Raw genomic sequence first — 23,463 nt, forward strand, 5'->3', positions numbered from 1 at the left:
AAATTAGTTAAAAGACAGACCAGGTAGGTTGCTTGCTGGTAGCGTCAATTTCTCTGATTCTAATGAGGCCATTGGCCATGCGCAGTAATCTGCAGCGTAATAAGCACTTGCTCGATGATTACCAGAAGCACCGATACCACCAAATGGAGCATTACTTGATGCACCTGTTAATGGTTTATTCCAATTAACGATGCCTGCACGCGCTTCTAATAATAAACGTTGGTAATCTTGTTTATTGCTAGAAATTAATCCGATAGCAAGACCAAAACGAGTTTTATTCGCAATTTCAATTGCTTGAGAGAATTTGTCATAACGAATGATGCTTAATAAAGGACCAAAATATTCTTCATCAGGCAGATTTTTTACGTCAGTTACATCAAGAATACCCGGAGATAACATGGCGTTGTCCACTTGTAAGCGGGCTAATTTTAATAATGGAACTGCACCAAGCTGACATAAATTTTCTTGGGCAGCGAGCATGCTTTCTGCTGCTTGAATCGAAATAACAGGGCCCATGAAAGGTGCTGGTTGTTCATCCCATTTGCCTACCTTTAGATCTTTTGTGACGGCAAGTAAACGCTCAATAAATTCATCTCCAGCTTTACCTGAACGTACTAATAATCGACGAGCACAAGTACAGCGTTGTCCTGCACTAATAAAAGCTGATTGCACAGTAAGATTAACTGCTGCATCTAAATGCTCAAAGTTATCGACGATAAGCGCATTATTTCCGCCCATTTCTAATGCCAGAATTTTTTCTGGTTGACCTGCTAATTGACGGTGTAATTGATAACCTGTATTTGCACTTCCTGTGAATAACAAACCATCAGTGCCGGCGTTGTTTGAGAGTGCGATACCCGTTTCTTTACCGCCTTGTACTAAATTAAGCACACCTTTAGGTAATCCTGAACGTTGCCAAATTTCTAGGGTGACTTGTGCTGTCCATGGTGTTAATTCACTTGCTTTGAAAACAACACAGTTACCCGCTAGTAGTGCTGGTACTATGTGGCCGTTAGGCAAATGCCCCGGGAAATTATAAGGACCAAATACGGCTAACACTCCATGAGGACGATGTCTTAATACGGCTTGTCCATCAGCCATTTCAGTGACTTTTTCACCGGTTCTTTCTTGGTGAGATTGAATTGAAATATTCACCTTATTGATCATCGCTTGTACTTCAGTTTTAGTTTCCCACTCAGGTTTCCCGGTTTCTTGTGAGATAACTTGGCTTAAGCGTTCAGCATCTTCTGCTAAGTTTTCTGCAAAGCGGCGTAATATAGCAATTCTGTCTTGTAAGTCAGTGCTTGCCCATCGAGGAAAGGCTGATCTAGCAGCATTCACTGCTAATGAAACATCTTCTTCTGAGGCTGCATTACCATGCCAAATTAGCATATTATTATTTGGGCTATATTTTTCAAACTGTGCCGCTGTACCTGCTTCCCAGTTACCGTTAATAAAGTGTGTTGTTGTGCTCATTATTTTTTCTCCTTTTCGAATAAAGGAACGATACGTATTTGTTCCCCTTCATTAACAGACAGTGCTTGTGTTTGCTCTTGGGTTAGGTAAATTTCATTTTCATTAATCTGTGGATTGGCAATGATCGCTCTAAAATCCTGATACTTTTCGTTACCTATTAACAAGGTTTCTTGTGCAAGTGATTCTGTTGTAGTGATGACGATTTTTCGTAGCTGGCTTTTTCTTACTACACGTAAATCTTTGGTGTACGCTTCTAAGGTTGGTCCGGCATCAAAAATATCGACATAACCTTCATAACGCATGCCTTCGCTTTCTAAAATATTGCGAGCTGGTTGAGTGCTAGGATGTACTTCTGCAATCACCTCTTTTGCTGCCTCAGTTAAAAAATCGACATAAAACGCATGCTTAGGCATTAACTCTGCAATAAAGGATTTTTGTCCAATACCAGTTAGGTAATCGGCTTCGGTAAAATTAATAGAAAAGAAATGACGACCTAAACTCTCCCAGAAAGGTGACTCTCCTTCTTGATCACTGACACCACGCATTTCAGCAATAATTCTTTCTGAAAACTTCTCTTTAAATGCTGCGATAAACATTAAGCGACTTTTAGATAACAACTGACCGTTTTTGTTCTTTCGGTATTCAGGGTCTAAAAACAAAGTACATAATTCGCTGTGTCCAGTATGATCATTACTCAGACTTAATTTTTTCATTTGTCTGTAGATGCCTAGTTCTTTAGAGGCATGAACCTGTGTTCCAACATGAAAGTCATACCAAGGTTCGTTTAAGCCAATAGCAACTTCAACACCACTGATACCAACGACTTTTTTTGTTGTTGTGTCTTCAAGTGCAAATAGATAACCCTGATCAGAAAGCGGAGCTGTGCCTTCCCATGTTGCAATCATTCTTTCAATGCGATCAGTAATATTCTGTTCATTATTTGGCAATGAAGTAAAACCAGTACCAGTTTTAGTCGCGAGTTGTAAAAGCGCTTGTTTGTCTTGTCTTTGTATTGGACGAATAAGCATCATGTTGATATTCCCTTAATGTTATTGAGTGCCATTATTTACAGTGCAACGCAGAAAACATTCTGCCCATGGCTTAGCTTGATTTGTTCTTTATTTTGTTGCGACAACATCAGTTGTTGTCCCTGTAAAACACCTTCTACTATGTAAGCTTTAAAACTATTATTCTCAGCCATGCCAAGTAAATAATGTTGAGTAGGAAGATGTGTTGTATTAATGGCTAATGAAACAGATTTTATTTTTTGGCAAAGAGAAATAGCATTACGAGGCGCTGTTAAAATAGGGCCTGCATCGAATATTTCGATGTATTTATCTGGCTCAAATCCTTCATTGCTTAAAAGGTCACATTGTAGTTGTGCTTCACTATGCTCCATGCCCATTACCGCTTGAGCTTCTTCATTAATCAAGGTTACATAAAGTGGGTGATAAGGCATCATTTCAGTAATAAAAGTTTTGCCTAATACTGTGTTGTAATATTCAACTTGGTTGTAATCAATACCAAAAAATTTACGTCCAACATGTTCCCAAAAAGGGGCGCGACCATTTTCGTCAAAGATGCCAGGTAATACCGCCATCCAATCATTTGCAAAACGCATCGGGAAAACGCTCATAAAGAGTAAACGTCCTAATGTGATTAAAGATGGATAGAAAGTATCAGTAAGGTTTGGGCTTATATAAAATGAGCAAAGCTGAGAGTGATCACTAAGATCATGATTCAAAGTCAAAGCATGTATTCGACTATGGATATTTAATTTAGCTGATGAATGAATTTTAATATCATTGCGAAAAGAGTAAAAAGGCTCTCTATTACCGGCTAATGCATTGATAGCACCCGTCCCTAATAATTGTCCTGTTAATATTTCTTCTAAAACAAATAAATAAGACTCTTCACCAGGTGTGCATACGTCTTGTTCAAATGAGTGTATAGAATGTTCAACTTTAGCTAGTAAGTGAGATCGTTTAGCTGGTAGTGTTGAAACCATTGGACCACTTGCATCTGCTAAGCGTTCTAGGTGACTGATATCACTTAACTGTACTGGACGTAGTACTATCATTGTCAATTAATCCTTATTTAAATAGATATTTATTGCTGATGAAAATCGCGCTAAACCAGTTTCAATATCTTCTTTTGGCACATTTAAAGCAGGAGCAAAACGTACTACGTTAGGCCCTGCAATTAATAAAATAAGACCTTCTTGTGCGGCTATATTACTAATTGCTTTTGCTTGTCCCTGGTGCTGTTCGTTTAATTCGCAGCCAATTAATAATCCCATCGAGCGGATCTCTTTGAAGATTGCTGCTTTTTCATTGATTAGGTTAAGTTGTGATAGGAATAGCTGATTACGCTCTGTCACACCTTGTAAAAACTCTGGCTGATTAACCTCGTCTAATACTGCGTTTGCAACGGCAGCTGCAAGAGGGTTACCACCATAAGTTGTTCCGTGAGTACCAGCAGACAAGGTAGTTGCAAATTTGTCTGTTGTTAACATTGCCGCAATTGGAAAACCACCACCAAGCGCTTTTGCTGTAGAGATAACATCTGGTTTTATACCATAGTGCATATATGCATAAAGATGTCCTGTGCGGCCTACACCTGTTTGCACTTCATCAAAAATTAAAACTGCATCATGTTGATCGCAAAGCTCACGTAAACTACGTAAAAACTCACGATCTGCAGGTATTACGCCACCTTCACCTTGAATTGGCTCTACGATCACTGCACAAGTGTTTGCGCCGATAGTTGCTTTTGCTGCTTCAATATCATTAAAACCAATGTGGCGAATACCAGCAGGTAGAGGTGCAAAGTCTTGAGAGTATTTAGGTTGTCCACCAGCACTGACGGTGAATAACGTACGGCCATGAAAACCACTGTTAAATGCAACAATTTCATTTTTATGTGCACCGTGATGATCAAGTGCATATTTTCTTGCTAGTTTAAGCGCCGCTTCATTTGCTTCTGCGCCTGAGTTGCAGAAGAACGCTTTATCTGCAAAAGTGCTCTCAACTAATTTTTTAGCTAATGTTAAAACAGGTTCATTACTGTAACCATTGCCAATATGCCAAAGAGACTCGGCTTGTTGATTTAATGCTTGTTTAAGCTTGTCATTTGTGTGTCCTAATACGTTCACCGCAATGCCGCCAGCAAAGTCTATATATTCTTTACCTTGTTGATCTACAACAACAGAACCTTTTGCTTTAACGGGAATAAATGAAGCAGGTGCGTAAGTAGGGATCATATATTGATCAAAATCTTTTCTTGTTACTTGCTGGGTCATAATGGTTGCCTCTTTAGTTGTTGTATTAACTTAGAATAGAGGACTTATATTTTTTATGCTTTCATAAATGCGACCAAAACGTATAGATTTGCTCACTTAACAGTAAGGTATTTTGCTCGTTCTTGGCGGGGAGTTAATTGGAAGAATGATTTATAGCTTGAAGAGAAGTGTGGGCCACTTGAAAACCCACAACTTAAACCAATTTGCACAATTGACTTATTACTTGTTTGTAAGAGATGTTGTGCTCGCTTCAAGCGAATTTGCAAATAATGACGAGCAGGCATGGTATTTAAATAACGTTTAAATAAACGTTCTAACTGGCGACGAGAAATAGAAATAAGTTCAGCAATTTCATCACTTGCGAGTGGTTCTTCAATATTATTTTCCATTAAATCAATGGCCATGGTCAGCTTAGGTTGTAAATCTTCACCGGCTAATGATTTGTTGGGTAGACGCTGTCTTTCACTGCCCACTCGTAAGCGATCTAAACAAAGATGGTCACTAATTTGATTAATTAAATCTGCTTCTTCATGTTGTGATAAATAGTCAATTAGATAGTCTAGTGTTGCCAATTGTCCCGCACAGCTACTAATGCGTTGTTTTGTTTGGTAGAGCTCATGACTAACAGTGACTTCAGGATAGCGATCTTTAAAATGATCAATGAGGGACCAATGAACGACCATCTTGTGTGTCAAAGCAATGCCACTATCAAGTAACCACCATGCACCGGCTTTAATAGCTAGTATTTGTCCATCTTGTTGTCGATAATAACGCTGTAGTACTTTTTTGATAGGCATTGGAATAGCATGCCTAGGCGGTGTATCTGCAACAATGATCAATAAATCATAGTGTTCTAAATCAGATAATAGATCTGCGTTTTCTAATGCAATGAGTGGTGGATGATTTATTTGTGGATGACATGAGGTGGTGTGGTATTGCTTGACAGTATTAAGTAGTGATAAATGATAATGATGCTGCCCAATCAATTGATTTGCTAATAAAAAAGGTTCGCAAATTGCGCCATAACTGAGTTGCGAACAACCTTGTGGCGCAAAAATACCAATGCGAATGACAGCTTCAGCCATTATCTTAGCTACTTAGTGAACCAGATAAAAATTGTTGTAATCGTTCACTTTTAGGTGAATTAAAGACTTCGTCTGGAGAACCTTCCTCTTCTATTTTTCCTTGGTGTAAAAAAACCACATGGTTAGCAACATTGCGAGCAAATTCCATTTCATGTGTTACCACAATCATGGTTTTACCGTCTTCAGCTAATTTTTGCATGATCTTTAATACTTCACCGACTAGTTCAGGATCAAGTGCAGATGTTGGTTCATCAAATAATAATACTTCAGGTTCCATTGCTAAAGCTCGCGCAATAGAAACACGTTGCTGTTGACCACCTGAAAGCTGAGATGGATAACGCTGTTGTGCTTTTTCATCGATGCCAACAGTATTTAAATAATCGATAGCTTTTTTCTTTGCTGCCTGTTTATCTATCCCTAAAACCTGAATAGGAGCAACCATTACATTTTCTAATACTGTCATGTGCCCCCATAGATTAAAGTGTTGGAAAACCATGGTTAGCTTCGTTCTAAGTAGTTGTAGCTCTTTATTATCAAATACTTTTAATTGGCCATCGGTATCTCGTACCATTTTTATAAACTTGCCACCAATATAAATATTACCTTCAGAAGGTTTTTCAAGAAAGTTTAAACAACGTAAAAATGTACTTTTACCTGAACCAGAAGATCCAATAATACTAATAACATCGCCTGCTTTTGCTTGTAAAGAGATGCCTTTGATCACCTCATTTTCACCGTATTTTTTATGTAATCCAGTAACGGCTAATTTTGTTTGTTCCATGCTGTTTTCCTGTTTCCTTTAATTTGATAAAGGCTGTAGATGTTTTAGCCATTTTTTTTCAGACTGTCTAAAAAGAGAGACAAGTACTAGTGAAATAATTAAATATATAATTGCGGCAATACCAAATGCGATGAATGGCTGATAGGTTGCCGAGTTAACATCACGCGCTATTTTTAATATATCTGGTACCGTAGCTGTAAAAGCTAATGAGGTAGCATGCAACATTAAGATCACTTCATTACTATAAGATGGCATTGATCTGCGTAATGCTGAAGGCATAATTATTTGTGTGTATAGCTTCCAGTTAGAAAAGCCATAAGCCTTTGCTGCTTCAATTTCACCTTTATCTGTTTCTCGGATTGCGCCTGCGAAAATTTCTGTTGTATAGGCACAAGTATTTAATATTAAAGCCAATAACGTGCAGTAATAACCACTGCGGAAGAACCAGCTTAGAAAATCAGAATCACGTACAAAATCTAACGTATAAACACCTGAATAGAATATAAGTAGTTGCACATATAAAGGTGTTCCTCGAAAGAGATATGAAAATAACCAAACTGGGTATGAAAAATATTTTTTACTAGATGTACGTGCAATGGATAAAGGGATTGAAATAATAAATCCAATTAACAACGAAACAACCAATAACATGAGTGTGACAGCAACGCCTGTAAAGCGAAAACCATCAGTCCATAAGTAGGCTTGACCATATTGTTGTAATGTTTCTATCATGATCTAACTTCCTTACGCTCAAACAGAAACTGCTTATTTACCCAATAAAAAATAGCATTAGAAAAAATGGTAAATACTAAATATACGAGAGCTGCAATGATGGTGAAATAGAAGAATTCGTAAGTACCTTTACCAGCCATTTGTGTGGCTTTTACCACGTCAGCTAAACCAATAATGGATACTAGTGCTGTTGATTTTAAGATAACCAACCAATTATTTTCTAAACCCGGTAAAGCATGACGCATCATTTGTGGAAATAGGACAAAGCGAAATACTTGCCATGGTGTAAAACCATAGGCTGTTGCTGCTTCTATTTGGCCTTTTGCCACTGCAAGAAAAGCACCTCGGAATGTTTCCGTAAGATAAGCGCCATAAATAAAACCAATGGTGATGACACCTGTTGTGAACGGGTCAATATTTACTTGTTGCCAAGAGAAAGCTTCTGTTATTTGATTTATACCTATTTGTAAGCCATAAAAAATTAATAACATGAGTACGAGATCTGGGATGCCACGAATAATCGTTGAATATAAAACAGCGATAGTTGCAGATAGTTTAGAACCAAAAATCTTTGCACAACTCGCCAGTAAACCAAGTATGGTTGCCAATAAAGCGGACAGTAATGCCAATTTTACGGTCATTACTGAACCTTCAATGATTAAATTTGAGTAACCATAGAGCATAAAACAGTTTCCTTATCTGACTAACTAACTGCTGCTTAAAACAAACAGCAGTTAATTAACACAGATTACTTTCCGTAAATATCAAAGTTAAAGTATTTACTTGCGATTTTATCGTAGGTTCCATCATCAAGCATTGCAGCGATTGCTTGGTCGATTTTTGCTTTTAATTCAGTATCGCTTTGACGTAGACCAATCCCAGCACCTACACCGAAATAAGTTTCATCATTAACTTCAGGGCCACTAAATTGGAAGCGCTTGCCTACTGGGCGTTTTAAGAAGCCATCATCAGCAGCAACTGCATCTTGGAATGCTGCATCTAAACGGCCATTTACTAAATCGGCATAAACAAGGTCTTGGCTTTGGTACGTAACAATATCAACACCTTTTGTAGCCCATTGTTCTTTAGCGTAAGTTTCTGCCGTTGTACCTTGGAAAACACCGATACGTTTACCTGCCAAAGAGGCTGCTGTTGGTTCAACGTCAACACCTTTTGCAGTTACTAATCGAGCTGGTGTGCCATATAGTTTGCTTGAGAAAGCAATTTCTTTTAAACGAGCAGGTGTGATCGACATTGCAGATACAATAGCATCAATTTTTTTAGCTTTAAGTGATGGGATCAAACCATCAAAATCACTTTCTACCCAAGTACATTGAGCTTCGATGCGTTTACAAATTTCGTTACCTAAATCAATATCAAAACCTGCTAATGTGCCATCAGGTTTTTTAATTTCAAAAGGTGCGTAACCAGGTTCAACACCTAGACGAATAGTTTCAGTTGCATGACTTAGTGAAGAAGCCGTTACAGCAGCAATAATTAATGGAAGTAGTTTTAGTTTCATTTTTTAAGCCCTAGATGATTGAAGATAGTGAAATAGGTAGAGCAGATAATATGCCAGATAAGTTTATTTATTTACAAGTTACATAAAACCGTACTATAAGTGAGTTTTTATTCAAAATATAGCGTATTTAATGAAATAAAATTCATTTAATAAATAATCTATTGAGATGATTATAAAGCAATATAACCGTAACTTGCTAAGTTTTGCACCATGGTTGCACGGTTTTATTGTGGGCGCACCATCATGGTGAGTGTTGTTGAAGACTTTGTGTATTGATTATTTTTATTGAGTATTGAGAGAAAAATAAGAAAATAATTATGTATATTACTTATCAGAGACATACTTGCTGTTCATTAATAAACTTTATCTCTGAATATATTTAAACTTAATTCTAAAGTGGTTTGTTTATTTGGAGCTGAGGTTATTTAGGTTAGAATAACAGCTACACAATAAGTTACAGCGATAAGTACGACTTCTCGCTCAGGAGATTTGTCGGTGCCAACTGAATCGTTTTTACTGACTTAAGTAAAACTTTGCAATTCTCAGTTGTAAGTGACGAATGTTTGTTCTGAGTAGACTTGTTTATCCATGCCATAGAGCAGATTTTTATCAGCATGTGCTGTGGGATCAAACAGATTGTTGTTAAGCTGCGTGTATCACTGGGTAGTCACTGATCGGGTGTTTCTCAATTAAGGTTTTTTGTCCGTAAACTTTTTCAATCATGTTACTGGTTAATGCATTCCAAGGTGTGCCATCAGCTTTAATTTCTCCGTCAGCTAACACTAAAACGCGATCTGCATATTGCGCGGCTAAATTTAAATCATGCAAGACGATAATGACGGCAGCGCCTTCATAAGCTAACTGCTTGGCTAATTTTAACGTGTTATGTTGGTGTGCTAAATCCAATGCTGAAGTGGGTTCATCAAGCATTAAGATAGTTTTGTCTTTAGACTGATTTAACTGGGTTAATACACGTGCTAAATGTACTCGTTGTTTTTCTCCACCTGATAATGTTGGATATAAACGATCGGCTAAATTTTCAACGCCTACCTTGACCATATTTTCTCGCACAACTTTTTTAGCTTGTTTAGTTGATAAATTTAAAGGCAATAATCCTAGCTCTATGACTTCTTGAACGGTAAAAGCAAAAGTTAAGCTACTTTGTTGCGCTAAAACAGCAAGGTGCTGTGGTAATAAATTTTTTGGCCAATCCGTAATAGAGTGTTCGAAATATTTCAGTTGTGTATTTTTAGGCACACTTAATTCTCGGCTTAAACATTTTAATAAAGAACTTTTACCTGCGCCGTTAGGCCCTAATAATGCAGTCACTTGATTGCTTTTAATCTCAACTGAAAGGTTATTTAGAATCTGTTTATTGCCTAGACTTAACGATAGATTTTGAATTGAAATTGCATTTTTTTCTAGATTAGCCATTACATTTTTCCACGCTGCTGGAATAATAAATATAAGAAGAAAGGCGCTCCTAAAATAGCAGTGACTATACCAACGGGTAATTCTGCTGGCGTAACGGCAACTCGTGCAAACATATCTGCTAGGGTTAACAATAAAGCGCCTAACAAAGCCGAAACGGGAATTAAATGACGATGATCTGGACCTGATATCAAACGCCCTAGGTGAGGAATAATTAAACCAATAAATCCAATCATACCTGCAATACTAACGGTAACACCTACGCCCATGGCACATAATAAAATCAAGGTGGTTTTGAGTTTTTGAGTATCAACACCAAGATGTCCGGCTTCAGCTTCTCCTAATAATAAAGCATTTAAGCTTGAGGCTCTGCGTATAAAAACAACTAATAAAATTATTAATGCAACAGCAGATAAAATGATGCTTGACCAACTTGCGCCTGCTAATGAACCCATTGACCATAAGGATAAATCACGCAACATTTGATCGTCTGCAATAAAGTTTAAATAACCAATACCAGCACCTGATAGAGCACTGATAGCAACACCTGCTAAAAGCATGACAGTTACTGACGTTCCGTATTGGCTAGTGCCCATGTAATAAACTAACAGAGTGGTTAATGCGCCACCAATAAATGCAAATAAAGGTACAGCTGCAAGATTCATAAATGCTGGGACAGCAAAGCTAAGTTGAGCAAATAAAACAATAGCTAATGCAGCGCCTAAAGCTGCACCTGCCGAAACACCAATAATACCAGGCTCAGCAAGAGGATTGCGAAATAACCCCTGCATAACCGCACCAGATACAGCTAAGATCGCACCAATTAGCATACATAATAAAGTGCGAGGTAAGCGGATTTGGTGGATCACCATTTGAATATGTTGTGGTAATTCAGATGCCCATGGTGTTAACCCTTGAAAGCTATCAAATACCGGAATAGTCATTGGTCCAACAACAATCGATGCCGTTGCTGTGAAAAATAATAAGCATAAGCTAAGAGCTGTAAATTGCATTGCTGATAGTTGCTTAATGCGCATAGCGAGCGTCATGGTTATAAACTCTTTTGAGAATATATGATTTGCTTTAGGCGAGAAGATTCTTGTAAACTTTTTAAGCCTAATCCACCAATTAATGCTTTTCCATCAATACTGTAGAGTGCTTTATTTTTACCTGCAGGTGTTCCTGCTAGCATTGGGAACGCAAGTAGGATTGCCTCTTTATTCTTGAATTTCTGGTAACTACGCTGACTGATTAAGATAACATCTGGTTGCATCTCAATAAGTGACTCTTGAGCAAGCGGTTTATAAGATTCTAAATGCTCTGCTGCAGGATTAACGCCTCCGATTAATTCAATGACAGTATTCGCTGTTGTATTTGCACCCGCGACATTAGCAGGGCGACCTTCATGCATCATTAAAAATAAAATACGTTTTTTTTGTTTAGGTTGAGTGGCTTGTAAGGCGGTCACCTGTTGCTTTATACCCTGTTTGAGTTTTTTACTATTTGCTTCTTCATGTGTTAATTCTGCAAGTTGGTCAACTCGTTGTAATAAACCTGTTACGGTTGCTTCTGAGTTAATAATATGCACAGGTAAATTGGCTTGTTTAAGTAGTTTTAATGTTGAATATGGTCCCATTTCTTCAGAGCCAATCAACATAGTTGGCGATAAACTTAATATGCCCTCAGCACTTAATTGGCGATGATAACCCACGCTTGGAAGTTTATCTTCAGCAGGCATAACACTAGTGACATCTACTGCGACTAATTGTGATGAAGCACCTAATGCATAAATTAATTCAGTAACTGCACCCCCTGCGCTAATAATTCGTTCAGCTGCGTATGTTGAGGTATTTAGCATTAATAAAACAATGCAGAAAACTGTATTAAAATATGATTTCATGACTATTCCTTGTCAATTAAAAGTTGAGTCGCTTGAATATTATGTTTTTGTAAAAAGGCTAATAATTGCACCATGTATTGTACATCTGCGCTTTTATCAGCAGCGATGATCCATTGTGTTTTAGGTTGCTTTTGTACTTGTTGAATCAACTGTTGCTGAAAATCAGGCCAGTCTTTTTTTAACTCGCCATCAATGGCCCAACGAGGTTCTTTATTTAATAAGTTAATCGTCACTACTTTTTCATCAACGACCTGAGCTGCACTTGTATCTGTTGTTGGTAAATCAACCTGTAAAGACTGCAGTTCAATGTTGGCGGTGAGCATTAAAAACACCATAACAATAAAAATAATGTCTAATAAGGGTGTTAAATCAACTTGTAAAGATTGCTCATCATCTTGTTTTTGACTGCGGATCATAATGCTGAGCTCGGTTTCGTTGTTGTTGTATTTTTTGCTGATTTATGCTTCTCTGGTAAATTAACGCCCTGTAACCATAAATTACAAAGATTCAGTGTGAACTCTAAACGATAGACAATTTTGTCAGCCCATAAACCTAACAATTGTGCGCCACAGATAGCAGGTAGTGCGACCACTAATCCGGCTGCAGTGGTACGCATTGCAATGCCTAAACCATCGGCCAAATCATTAGGTGTCACTGAACCTGAAGTAAGGGCGATTGCTTTAAACATATCAATCAAACCTAATACTGTTCCTAACAGTCCAATTAATGGGCTGATCACACCAATTAATGCCAATAATTTCAGACCACTACGGAGTTCTTGGCGCTTATCTTGAACCCAAATGCTAGCGCTATCTTCACGTAAGTGTTGGCTAAAATGTTGATGTGCAAATAACATTGCCATGCCTTTTTTAGCTAGATTTTTTTCTTTCTTCAATTGCTGGCTGAGCACTGTTAATGCTTCACTTTGTTGAGGATCTTGATCTTTTAATATTTGTGAAATTTCTTTTTTGTTTAATGATCCTGAACTTAATAATTTTAATAAACGCTCACAAACAATCATTAATGTTAATAATGAGCAAATTACTAAAGGCCAAGTCATTAAGCCAAGTTGTTCTTGTAAAAGGTTAAATAAAGTCATGATTAATCCAGTTGGAAACTAATAGGAACGTAAATACGATGTGCGATGCTTTTACCATTGATGCTATGTGGTGAAAACTTCCATGTTTTGATTGCTTTTAATGCAGCAAGATCTAACATTTTTGCACCAGATGAATTCTTTAATAATAATTTAACTTGTTTGCCTTTCTCATCTAACCAAACTTCATAGGTTACTGTGCCTTCAATCCCTTTTCGTTTAGCTAAACGAGGGTATTTAGGTGCATTAGGTTTACTTAGGAAACGGCTTTTTTGTATTAATTGTGGCTTTTCTTGTAAACCTTCATTTTGTTGAGCAACTTGTTTTTTATCTTCAGTTACCTTTTTTTGCGTTGCAGGAGTGACTGCTGCAACTTTTTGGGCAGGCGTAGGAATAACTTCTTTAGGTGGTTCAATTATTTTTTTAGGCTCTGTTTTTTTAACTACCGGTTTCTTTTTCTCAACTTTCTTTGCAATTTTAGGTGTTTCTTTTTTTATTTTTTGGGGTTTAGTTTTTTCTTTTACTAAGCGTTTTTTAGTTGTTTCAACTTTTTTAGGTGTTGTTTTTTGTTTTTTAACCGGTGGCTCTGTTTTTACTTGTTGAGGTGGTGTTTCAACTTTTTTAGGCGCAGGCTTAGTGACTGTTTTAAATTGCAGACTAACACTTTGCGGCTGCTGTTTGACTGGTAAGGCCATTGCTGGCTGTTCAAATAGCGGGGCAAAAATTAAAAAATGAATCGCGACAGATAACGTTCCTGCACAAAAATAACGAAACATACTGATTTAACTCCATAACGAAAACAATGTAAATTCTAATGAGTCGTATTATCAACTAATTCTATAATGATATCAATTATCATTTGCATTATCTTTTGTGCTTGATTAATATGCATTCTACTAGAAGATGATAATTAATATCATTTGGTTTTATTGCAATGCATTGTTTAGAATATTTTTAGGAACTGATATGCCCGATATCTTGACGTTAGATAAAACTTTAGCCTCACAAGTAAATGATATTCTTAAAGAACAGCCTAGTCTGTTACCTATTGATGTCGCTAATCTGTTAAATACAAACGAAGCGGCTGTTGTTTTTGCAATGCCTGGTAATGATGTTGTTCGTATAAGTGGTGAGTACGCTCAAGATATACTTGAAGATTTACCTGCGTGGGGGCCAGTGACAACAATCGTCCGTGTTTTAGGTAGTATTTTTGAAGTGAAGGGAGCTTTTCCTAAAGGTAAGTTAGCTTATGGTTATTACAACCTGAATCCTGGTAAAGGGCAGTTTCATGGGCATTTACGATTAGATTTAATAACCGATATTGCCTTAGTAAGTAAGCCTTTTAGAGGAACTGAAAGCCATTATTTTGGTTTTTTTAATGCACAGGGTGAATCAGTTTTTAAAATTTACTTAGGCCGTGATGCAAAACGTGTGTTACTCGCAGATCAAGTACAAAAATTTTTACAATTAAAGCAAACATGGGGTCAGTTATAATGGATATCGCAGTTAAACAAGAACGTTTACAGGGAAGATTAGGTCCAGAAATACAAGAATTTAAAGAGAATATTAAAACACTACAACTTGCGACTGTGAATGCAGATGGTAAGCCTAATGTGAGTTATGCTCCTTTTGTCTATACGGAAGATGGTTATTATGTATTAATCTCAGAAATTGCACGTCATACACAAAATATCCTTGTTAATCCTTCTGTTTCTTTAATGCTAATTGAAGATGAATCTACAGCAAAAAGCTTATATGCAAGAACTCGTTTAACCTTCGATGCAACGGGTGTTGTAGTGCCTCGTCAGACTGAAAAATGGGCGAAGTTAATTGTTTTAATGCAACAACGTTTAGGTGATACGGTTAATGGGTTAAGTCAATTGGCCGATTTTAAGCTGATCCATTTACAACCTGAACAAGGTTTATTTGTAAAAGGTTTTGGTAAAGCATATCAAGTATCATCTGATGAATTAGTTGATTTTGTGCATTTAGAGAAAGGCCATCAACCCATTGCAGAAGCTAAAGCGAGTTAGTTAAATAGTTATTTGCTTGCGGAAGGCTTAAGTCCTTGAGTTTTCTGCAAGCTCCCTTTGTTATTATTACTTTTTGTTATCTATTCCCTCTCTATTTTATCTACCTCACCTGTTAAAGCCTAATTAAATTACCTGTCATTTATTTACACTTTCTAAAATAATAATCTATTTAAAAATAAGAACTTGCCCTACTTATTCATCATTAACAATTGTTTGCTATGATAGTTAAACTCATACTACAAAGAGAGTCTAGTTACTGTCGATATTTTGTTATTTACAGTAAATGAATATAAGGAAATAAGCATGACTAGCCATAAAAAACGATTTTTAATCCCAGGCGTATTGATAGGGGTTATTATTTTCGTGTTATCTGTTGTATTTAAACCCTCTCCTAGTGTGCAAGCTAATGTTGATAATGCGCGTTTAGTTTCGGTTCAAATATTAACTTTAAAAGAAAGTGCTGCAATGATTGTGGCCTATGGGCGTGTTCAACCTAAATATACTTGGCAAGCTATTTCAGAAGTGAATGGTAAAGTTCTTTATCGTCATCCTGAATTAGAGCCTGGACGTTCATTAACTAAAGGCACATTAGTATTAAAAATTGATCCACTTGAGTATGAATTAAAAATATCGCAAGCAATGGCTAATGTAGCGTCGAGTAATGCCCAATTAACTAGATTACAGCAAGAAGAAAACAATATTAATCTTAGCTTGAAAATTGAGCAGCAAAAGTTGCAGTTAGTTGATCAAGAGTATCAAAGAAAATTAGCCCTACAGAAAAAGAAATTGATATCCAATTCAGATGTGGAATCACAAAAGCACTCGCTATTAGCACAAAAAAAATTAGTGCAAGACTTAACTAGCTCTTTGAATCTTATTCCCGATGATAAAAAAGTGGCAAAGGCACAATTAAACGTAAATAAAGCATTATTAGCAGATGCACAAAGACAGTTACAAAATACCCAATTAACTTTACCTTTTGATGCCCGAATTGCAGAAGTTGATGTAGATAAATCACAAGCGGTTTCAGTTGGTGAGCAGTTATTTGAGGCGTATCAGTTAGGTGTCGTTGAAGTAAAAGCGGAACTCTCTTTACATGATGCAGAAACGTTAATGAGCAGCATTAGTATCGAACCTTCACAAGCTAATTTAGCTAATATAGAAACATTAGATTTTACCACTAATATTGAATTATCAATGGGTAACAAAAAATATCAATGGCCTGCTAAATTAACTCGAATTTCTGAAAATGTTGATCCTGAGCAGGCAACGGTAGGTTTTTATTTAGAAGTTGAACAGGAAACTAAACAACTTGATTTTGGTAATAAACCAGTCCTAAGTAAAGGTATGTTTGTTAGTGCTTATTTACAAGGTTTTGCCTCTGAACAATTTATGATCCCAGAAAAAGCATTACATGGTGATCTTGTTTATATCATGGATGAAAATAAAAAATTAAGCCTAAGAAAGGTGCAGGTGCTTTTTAGAAATAATAATGGTGTGGCTGTTGATGGTGATATTCATGAAGGTGAATTATTAATTACAAATGACTTAATCCCTGCCATTTCTGGTATGGCCTTAAAAATAGCGGATTCAAACTCTGAGGAGTCTAACTTGTGATTAAGTTATTTACTCGTCACCCGACAGTCGCTAATTTACTAATGTTGATGTTTTTGGTATTGGGCCTGAGCAGTATCAGTACAATTAAACGTGAAACATTTCCTGAATTTTCCCCGCCTTATATTATTGCGAATGTAGTTTATCCGGGTGCCTCGCCAGCGGAAGTGGAAGAAAGCTTATGTTTACGCATGGAAGATGCCGTTGATGGTTTAAGTGGTATTGAAGAAACTAAATGTGATGCTCAAGAAGGATTTGCCTCATTGATAGTGAAGATGTCTGACAACGCAGACACCGATATTGGTCGTTCGCTCGTTGATATTCAGACAGAAATTAATGCCATTAAAGATTTTCCCGCACAAATAGAACCGCCTACCGTGAAAGAGTTAGATTGGGCTGAACCTGTGGTGGATATTGCTATTTCAGGAGAAGTCAGTTGGCCACATTTAAAAGCCTATGCAGAGAGATTAAAGAGACGTCTTAAAATTGATTACGATGTCAGTTTAGTGGATATCGCAGGTTTTTCTGACCATCAACTAAGAGTGCAGTTGAATGAAAAAGATATACGCCATTTAGGACTCACTATAGGCGAGGTTGCAGATAAAATAGGGCGTCAAAACGTTAAGATGCCCGCTGGTAATATAGAACTAAGTGATAAGAATTTATTGATTCGTTTTGATGAGCGAAAAGTAACGCCACTCGCGCTTGGCCAAACAATTATTACTTCTCTGCCTAATGGTGGTGTGGTTCGTTTAAAAGATATCTCCACTATTGATGATGTATTTGAATTAGATGAAGAGCATATCTTATTCAATAACAAACCTGCCGCGATGTTAAAGATTAAAAAGAATAAAGCGGATGATGCATTGCGTATTAAAGAGCGTGTGAATGCCTTTATTGATGCGGAACAAAGAATGGCGCCTGAAGGTGTCACACTTACGTTAACTAATGATATGTCCTCATTATTGTCGGATCGTTTAAGCATGCTGCTAAGAAATGGCTGGCAAGGCATTGTTCTAGTCTTTCTATCAATGTGGTTGTTTTTTTCATTACGTTATTCGCTTTGGGTCTCGGCAGGTTTGCCCGTTGCATTCATGGGTGGACTATTTCTAATGGGGTTATTTGGTGTTTCTATTAATATCATGACCTTATTAGGTTTATTGATGGCGATTGGCATCATGATGGATGATGCCATTGTAATTGCGGAATCAATTGCAGCCCATATTGAAAAAAAATTGACTGTCAGTGATGCAGTGATACAAGGCGTTCAAAAAGTAGCTCCGGGTGTTATCTCTTCGTTTTTAACCACCATTTTTATTTTTGGTAGTTTATTGTGGTTAGATGGACAGATGGGAAAAGTTTTATCTGTGGTACCTTTAGTATTAATTCTCGTATTAAGCATTAGTATTATTGAAGCATTTTTGATTTTACCTAGTCACCTTAATCACTCTTTATCTAAATCTAAAAAGGTTGATACCACTCTTAAATTTAAACGTCAGTTTTTAGTTAAATTTGAACAATTTAGGAATGTTACTTTAGTTAACAAAGTCTCTTTTGTTGTGAAATGGCGTTATCTGAGTGTTGGTATAACTATTGGTCTTCTGTTTGTTTCTTTTGCATTACTGGCTGGTGGAGGGCTTAAATTTTTAGCTTTCCCTAAATTAGATGGCGATATTGCTGAAGCTCGTATTATTTTACCTCCAGGTTCAACGTTAGAGCAGACAAAACTTGTGGTTGCTAAAATTATTAAAAGCGCAAAAATTGTTGGTGCTGAGGCCACTAAAAACAATCAAGAGCCTAAACCGCTAATTCGTGATATTACAGCTCAATATAACTTTAATGCAGATGCTGGCGAGAGCGGCCCACACGTTGCAACAGTAAGGTTAGATCTACAATCAGCCGAAACAAGAAAAACACTCATCGAGCCTTTTATTGAAGCTTGGCGAATACAAACGGGTGAATTAGCAGAACCGATTTCTTTGGTATTTAAGCAACCTGCAATGGGACCCGCAGGGCGTGATCTTGAAGTCCGTTTACAGCATGATAATTTATCAATTTTGAAAGCCGCATCAATTGAATTACAGGCTTATTTAAATCAGTTTTCTGGTATCAATGGCATTTTAGATGATATGCGTCCTGGAAAAGAAGAGGTGATTATTAAGCTTAAACCCGGAGCTGAAAATTATGGCGTTGATGGAGAAAGCATTGCGAGTCAATTGCGCGCTGCTTATTTTGGACAAACGGCTGATGAAATTCAGGTTGGCTCTGAAAATATTGAAATCCAAGTACTATTGAATAAACAACAATCTGGTAATTTACAAGTGTTAGCTAATTTCCCTATTGTGGTCGAAAAAGGTAAACACATTCCGTTAAGTGCTGTTGCCCAATTACAAAGTGGTCGCTCTTATGTTCGCATTCAACGTATTGATGGGCAGAGAACCGTTACTGTTATGGCGGATGTGGATAATAGTAAAATTAATGGCACTGAGATTATTCAAAATTTGCGAGGTGATTTTATTCCTCAATTACAGCAGCAGTTTCCTGGTTTAAAAATTGATTTTGAAGGTGCTGCAAAAGAATCAGCTAAAACCGGTAGCTCTTTAATGAAAGGTTTTATGATTGGGTTATTTGGCTTATTTGCCATATTAAGTTTTCAATTCCGTAGTTATCTAGAACCTTTTGTTGTGATGTTAGCAATCCCTCTTGCTTTAATTGGTGTGTTATGGGGACATTGGTTACTTGGACATAACCTATCAATGCCTTCTATTTTAGGGTTTATTTCATTAGCGGGTATCGTGGTTAATGATTCTATTTTATTGGTGCAATATATTCGCCATCATGTTGATGACGGCGAAGATGTTTATGGTGCGGTGGTTAAAGCTAGTCGAGATCGTTTTAGGGCGGTATTTTTAACTTCGTTAACTACAGCTGCGGGTCTGTTGCCATTATTACTTGAAACGAGTTTGCAAGCTCAAGTGGTTAAACCCATTGTGATATCGATTGTCTTTGGTATTTTCACTTCTACATTATTGGTGTTATTTATTATCCCAAGTGCTTATGCCATTCTGGCTGATTTTGGACTGGTACATAAGCATAAGGACTTGCATGATGAAGGAGCGCATTAGTCATAAAATAAATTCTCCTTTTATCATTTTTATTTTGAAATTTTTTGTGTTTTCAGATATTTACTACACTAGGTGTTGTTGATTAGATAATCTTGTTTAATCAAAGTTTAACTGAGGGAATCAGCTTGAAATTGGCAAACGTATATTCATTTATGCCTGGTATTAAAACATTAGCAAATTACCAAAAAATTTGGCTACGTGATGATTTACGTGCGGCACTTTCTGTTGCAGCCGTTTCCTTACCAGTTGCGATTGCGTATGCCCAATTAACTGGTGTTAATGCAGTTGTTGGTTTGTATTCTTGTATTTTACCCATGCTTATTTATGCATTATTTGGCACATCGAAGCAGTTGATGGTTGGGCCTGATGCGACAACTTGTGCTGTTATTGCGGCAGTTGTAACTCCATTAGCTGCGGGAGATTCCGTTAAACATTGGCAATTAGTGATGACCATGACTGCGATGACGGGTTTTTGGTGTTTGCTAGCGAGTAGATTTAAATTAGGTGTGCTTGCTGATTTTCTTTCCAAACCAATTTTGATGGGGTTAATTAATGGTGTTGCTATCACCATTATTGTGGGGCAGTTTTCAAAGGTTATGGGGTTTAGTTTTGATGAAACATATCTAGTTGAGCAAGTGATATCAAGTCCAAGTTATTTACTCGCTTCACATTGGCCTACTTTGTTAATGAGTGTTTGTGCGTTAGTTATTTTCTTTTTGATAAAACGTTTTGCACCACAATGGCCGGCTGCGTTAGCCGTTATGGTAAGTACCGCATTGTTAGTGTGGTTATTTAATCTAAATGAAGAACACATTACTACTGTAGGTGTTATTCCTTCTGGATTTCCTGATTTTCAAGCGCCGGCATTTGACCTTGGTATCAGCCGTGAATTGGTTATGCCTGCATTAAATCTTGCAATGGTTAGTTTTGTTAGCATGATGCTTACTGCACGAAGTTTTGCGGCAAAAAATGGTTATGAAATTGATGCGGATAAAGAATTTAGAGCATTAGGTATTGCTAATATTGCTTCTGCTTTTTCTCAAGGTTTTGCGGTGAGTGGTGCAAGTTCTCGTACGGCTGTGAATGATGAGAATGGTGGTAAAACACAACTTGTATCGATTATTGCTGCTGTGCTTATTGCCTTAGTTGCATTATATGGGACCGCTCCTTTGCAGTACGTGCCAGAAGCTGCATTAGGCATTGTTTTAATCATCGCTTCTATTTCCTTAATCGACTTTAAAGCCTTATTTATATTAAGAAAACGTGATAACTCTGCCTTTATTCTGGCTTTAATTACCTTGTTGGCCGTTTTGTTTATTGGTGTCATTCCAGGTATTACACTGGCTGTATTATTAGGGTTGTTCCAATTTTTACGTGCAGTAATGCGCCCAACGGATCAAGTTTTGGGATTAAATAAAAAGGGAACCATTCGTAGTATGGACTCCTCAGATAAAACTAAACCTATCAAGGGTGTTTTTATCTATCGTTTTAATTCTCCACTTACTTACTTTAATGCTATCTACTTTAAACGTCGTATTTTTGAGTTATTAGCAAAAGAAAAAGAAACGGAATGCCTGATTATTGATGCCGTTCCATGTTTTACACATTTTGATGTGAGTGTTATGTCAATGTTAGATGAGCTTTATAAAGAGCTAAAGCAGCAAGGTATTCGCTTAGTCATAGCAGGACGAAAAAGACAAATGATGAAGTGGTGCGATACTGTTAATATCCCAACTTCTGATGGGGGAGTTTTGATCCGTTCAGATCTTTATCTTGCATTAAAAATGAATCAAGTTTACTTACAAGCATTAGCTGATGGAGATGCGCCTGTTTTACATAAAGATTAACTTTTAATTGTACGTTTATTCAGATGCCTTAACTGCTAGAATATAGGCCTGTATTGTACTTTAGACTTTTTGGAAACAACTATGCCACATCTTGCACTTAATGATATCGAAGACTTTTACTTATTATTATCAAAAAGCCTTGAAGATAATAGCGTGATAAAGCTGCTATTAAGCAAGTATCGTGGTGAAGATAAAAGTTTAAAGCGAATTACAATACGTCCTATCACGTTGCAGAATGAGTCTGTATTAAGTTTTGTTTATGAGCATCAAACTAATCATATTACTAAAAACTATACTTACTCTAATGCTTTAATAGAGATCAAAGCGTTAGTGGGTGATGAGTTTAAAAGTGCTTATTTGACTTTGATAGATGCAGAAGTACAAATAGAGTTTAGTAAAAAAGGTAAGTTAAAAATATCTCAGCATAAAGCGAAACAAGCACAGGACGTACCTGCTACGCATAACCGTGAAAAAAATCGTTTTGTTGATATTCAGCGTCCTTTTTTAAGTGCGTTAAAAGTGACAGACAAGCAGCAAAAACTCATTCCAGCGATGTCTAATAAATGGAAGCAAATCAATAAGTTTATTGAGGTGTTTAGTCAGGCTTTATCTGTCTCTCCACATGATAAAAAAACACCTATTAATGTTGTCGATTTTGGCTCTGGTAAAGGCTACTTAACTTTTGCTATTCATGATTATTTACAACATACCTTAGGTAATGAAGCTCAGGTGACGGGCGTTGAATTGCGTCAAGGATTAGCTGATTTATGTAATGAAACCGCTTTTCGCTTAGGACATCGTGGATTAGATTTTGTTTGTGGAGATGTAAAAACACATGCGCCCAAAAAAACTGATGTGATGATCGCTTTACATGCTTGTGACATCGCTACGGATTATGCAATTCATTATGGTATTCGTGCTAATGCCAGTATTATTATGTGTTCGCCTTGTTGCCATAAGCAGATCCGTCCTCAAATGGTGAGTCCTGAATTATTTCAACCTATGTTGCAGTATGGGGTGCATTTAGGACAAGAAGCTGAAATGGTAACGGATTCATTGCGAGCAATGTTATTAGAGGCAAATGGTTATACAACAAAAGTATTTGAGTTTATTAGCTTAGAGCATACTAATAAAAATAAAATGATTCTAGCGGTTAAAAAGTCTCAAACAAACCCTAAAGAACAGGCGAAAATTCTTGCTCAAATAGCCAATATTAAAAGCTACTACAGCATCGAAGATCATTGCTTGGAAAGTTTATTAAATGAAAGTGCAGCTCAAGCTTAATCATTAAATACCTTATGGATGTTCTGTCTTTATACAATGATGGAACATCCTAATAAAATTTTTGTTCATTTCATCAGTCTCCATGCATTTCTTTTTCTTGTCTCCTAATAATTTATATTCACGCGATTAACTGGACTCACTTAGGTTATTTGTATTTTTTGTTAGAAAATTAGTTACTTATTACGTATTTGTCTTGCTCAAAATTAAACCAGTTCTATACTAAAAATTGTACATTT

21 protein-coding genes are annotated in these 23,463 nt (G+C 36.8%); 6 read left to right on the plus strand and 15 right to left on the minus strand.

The window, feature by feature from the left end; translation table 11 throughout:
* Nucleotides 1-3: 3 nt before the first annotated feature.
* From astD to E2R68_RS09805, 15 genes are all read right to left on the minus strand, one after another.
* Complete coding sequence (astD, locus tag E2R68_RS09740) at nucleotides 4-1,476, minus strand: succinylglutamate-semialdehyde dehydrogenase (RefSeq protein WP_134277511.1); 1,473 nt, start codon at nucleotides 1,474-1,476, stop codon at nucleotides 4-6.
* Nucleotides 1,476-2,507, minus strand: coding sequence for an arginine N-succinyltransferase (astA, locus tag E2R68_RS09745; protein WP_134277512.1), 1,032 nt, complete (start codon nucleotides 2,505-2,507; stop codon nucleotides 1,476-1,478). The genes astD and astA (E2R68_RS09745) overlap by 1 nt, the downstream gene beginning before the upstream one ends.
* A 35-nt stretch (nucleotides 2,508-2,542) precedes the next feature.
* Complete coding sequence (gene astA, locus E2R68_RS09750) at nucleotides 2,543-3,556, minus strand: arginine N-succinyltransferase (RefSeq protein ID WP_134277513.1); 1,014 nt, start codon at nucleotides 3,554-3,556, stop codon at nucleotides 2,543-2,545.
* 6 nt (nucleotides 3,557-3,562) lie between these two features.
* Nucleotides 3,563-4,777, minus strand: coding sequence for a bifunctional succinylornithine transaminase/acetylornithine transaminase (locus tag E2R68_RS09755; protein WP_134277514.1), 1,215 nt, complete (start codon nucleotides 4,775-4,777; stop codon nucleotides 3,563-3,565).
* Nucleotides 4,778-4,869: 92 nt separating this feature from the next.
* Nucleotides 4,870-5,862, minus strand: a complete 993-nt coding sequence (locus tag E2R68_RS09760; RefSeq protein ID WP_134277515.1) for a GlxA family transcriptional regulator — start codon at nucleotides 5,860-5,862, stop codon at nucleotides 4,870-4,872.
* Nucleotides 5,863-5,866: 4 nt separating this feature from the next.
* On the minus strand, nucleotides 5,867-6,643 hold the full coding sequence (gene hisP / locus E2R68_RS14000) for a histidine ABC transporter ATP-binding protein HisP (protein ID WP_208380197.1): 777 nt from the start codon (nucleotides 6,641-6,643) through the stop codon (nucleotides 5,867-5,869).
* A gap of 18 nt (nucleotides 6,644-6,661) precedes the next feature.
* Entirely contained in the window at nucleotides 6,662-7,375 is a 714-nt protein-coding gene (locus E2R68_RS14005) for an ABC transporter permease (RefSeq protein ID WP_208380199.1), read from the minus strand.
* Complete coding sequence (locus E2R68_RS09770; protein ID WP_134277516.1) at nucleotides 7,372-8,058, minus strand: ABC transporter permease; 687 nt, start codon at nucleotides 8,056-8,058, stop codon at nucleotides 7,372-7,374. Before E2R68_RS09770 ends, E2R68_RS14005 begins: the two co-directional genes overlap by 4 nt.
* Nucleotides 8,059-8,123: 65 nt before the next feature.
* Nucleotides 8,124-8,897: an ABC transporter substrate-binding protein gene (locus E2R68_RS09775; protein ID WP_134277517.1), complete on the minus strand. Its 774-nt coding sequence runs from the start codon at nucleotides 8,895-8,897 to the stop codon at nucleotides 8,124-8,126.
* Nucleotides 8,898-9,539: 642 nt separating this feature from the next.
* Entirely contained in the window at nucleotides 9,540-10,331 is a 792-nt protein-coding gene (locus E2R68_RS09780; RefSeq protein ID WP_134277518.1) for a heme ABC transporter ATP-binding protein, read from the minus strand.
* Entirely contained in the window at nucleotides 10,331-11,365 is a 1,035-nt protein-coding gene (locus E2R68_RS09785) for a FecCD family ABC transporter permease (RefSeq protein WP_134277585.1), read from the minus strand. The genes E2R68_RS09780 and E2R68_RS09785 overlap by 1 nt, the downstream gene beginning before the upstream one ends.
* 14 nt (nucleotides 11,366-11,379) lie before the next feature.
* Nucleotides 11,380-12,228, minus strand: a complete 849-nt coding sequence (locus tag E2R68_RS09790; RefSeq protein WP_134277519.1) for a heme/hemin ABC transporter substrate-binding protein — start codon at nucleotides 12,226-12,228, stop codon at nucleotides 11,380-11,382.
* A 2-nt stretch (nucleotides 12,229-12,230) separates the two neighbouring features.
* Entirely contained in the window at nucleotides 12,231-12,644 is a 414-nt protein-coding gene (locus tag E2R68_RS09795; RefSeq protein WP_134277520.1) for an ExbD/TolR family protein, read from the minus strand.
* Nucleotides 12,641-13,327, minus strand: a complete 687-nt coding sequence (locus tag E2R68_RS09800) for a MotA/TolQ/ExbB proton channel family protein (RefSeq protein ID WP_134277521.1) — start codon at nucleotides 13,325-13,327, stop codon at nucleotides 12,641-12,643. Before E2R68_RS09800 ends, E2R68_RS09795 begins: the two co-directional genes overlap by 4 nt.
* Before the next feature lie 2 nt (nucleotides 13,328-13,329).
* Entirely contained in the window at nucleotides 13,330-14,100 is a 771-nt protein-coding gene (locus E2R68_RS09805) for an energy transducer TonB (protein WP_134277522.1), read from the minus strand.
* A gap of 190 nt (nucleotides 14,101-14,290) precedes the next feature.
* Here E2R68_RS09805 and hutX point away from each other — a divergent pair, with 190 nt between their 5' ends.
* From hutX to E2R68_RS09835, 6 genes are all read left to right on the plus strand, one after another.
* Nucleotides 14,291-14,818 carry a heme utilization cystosolic carrier protein HutX gene (gene hutX, locus E2R68_RS09810; protein WP_134277523.1) on the plus strand — a complete coding sequence of 176 codons (528 nt, stop codon included), beginning with the start codon at nucleotides 14,291-14,293 and terminating at the stop codon, nucleotides 14,816-14,818.
* Complete coding sequence (gene hutZ / locus E2R68_RS09815; protein WP_134277524.1) at nucleotides 14,818-15,357, plus strand: heme utilization protein HutZ; 540 nt, start codon at nucleotides 14,818-14,820, stop codon at nucleotides 15,355-15,357. The genes hutX and hutZ overlap by 1 nt, the downstream gene beginning before the upstream one ends.
* Before the next feature lie 303 nt (nucleotides 15,358-15,660).
* A complete protein-coding gene (locus E2R68_RS09820) occupies nucleotides 15,661-16,974 on the plus strand; it encodes an efflux RND transporter periplasmic adaptor subunit (RefSeq protein ID WP_134277525.1) in 1,314 nt (437 codons plus the stop codon).
* Nucleotides 16,971-20,096, plus strand: coding sequence for an efflux RND transporter permease subunit (locus tag E2R68_RS09825; RefSeq protein ID WP_134277526.1), 3,126 nt, complete (start codon nucleotides 16,971-16,973; stop codon nucleotides 20,094-20,096). Before E2R68_RS09820 ends, E2R68_RS09825 begins: the two co-directional genes overlap by 4 nt.
* A gap of 152 nt (nucleotides 20,097-20,248) precedes the next feature.
* Nucleotides 20,249-21,943, plus strand: a complete 1,695-nt coding sequence (locus E2R68_RS09830) for a SulP family inorganic anion transporter (RefSeq protein WP_134277586.1) — start codon at nucleotides 20,249-20,251, stop codon at nucleotides 21,941-21,943.
* Nucleotides 21,944-22,024: 81 nt separating this feature from the next.
* Complete coding sequence (locus tag E2R68_RS09835) at nucleotides 22,025-23,227, plus strand: class I SAM-dependent methyltransferase (RefSeq protein ID WP_134277527.1); 1,203 nt, start codon at nucleotides 22,025-22,027, stop codon at nucleotides 23,225-23,227.
* Nucleotides 23,228-23,463: the final 236 nt, after the last annotated feature.

Source organism: Psychromonas algarum, assembly GCF_004376845.1.
GTDB lineage: Bacteria > Pseudomonadota > Gammaproteobacteria > Enterobacterales > Psychromonadaceae > Psychromonas.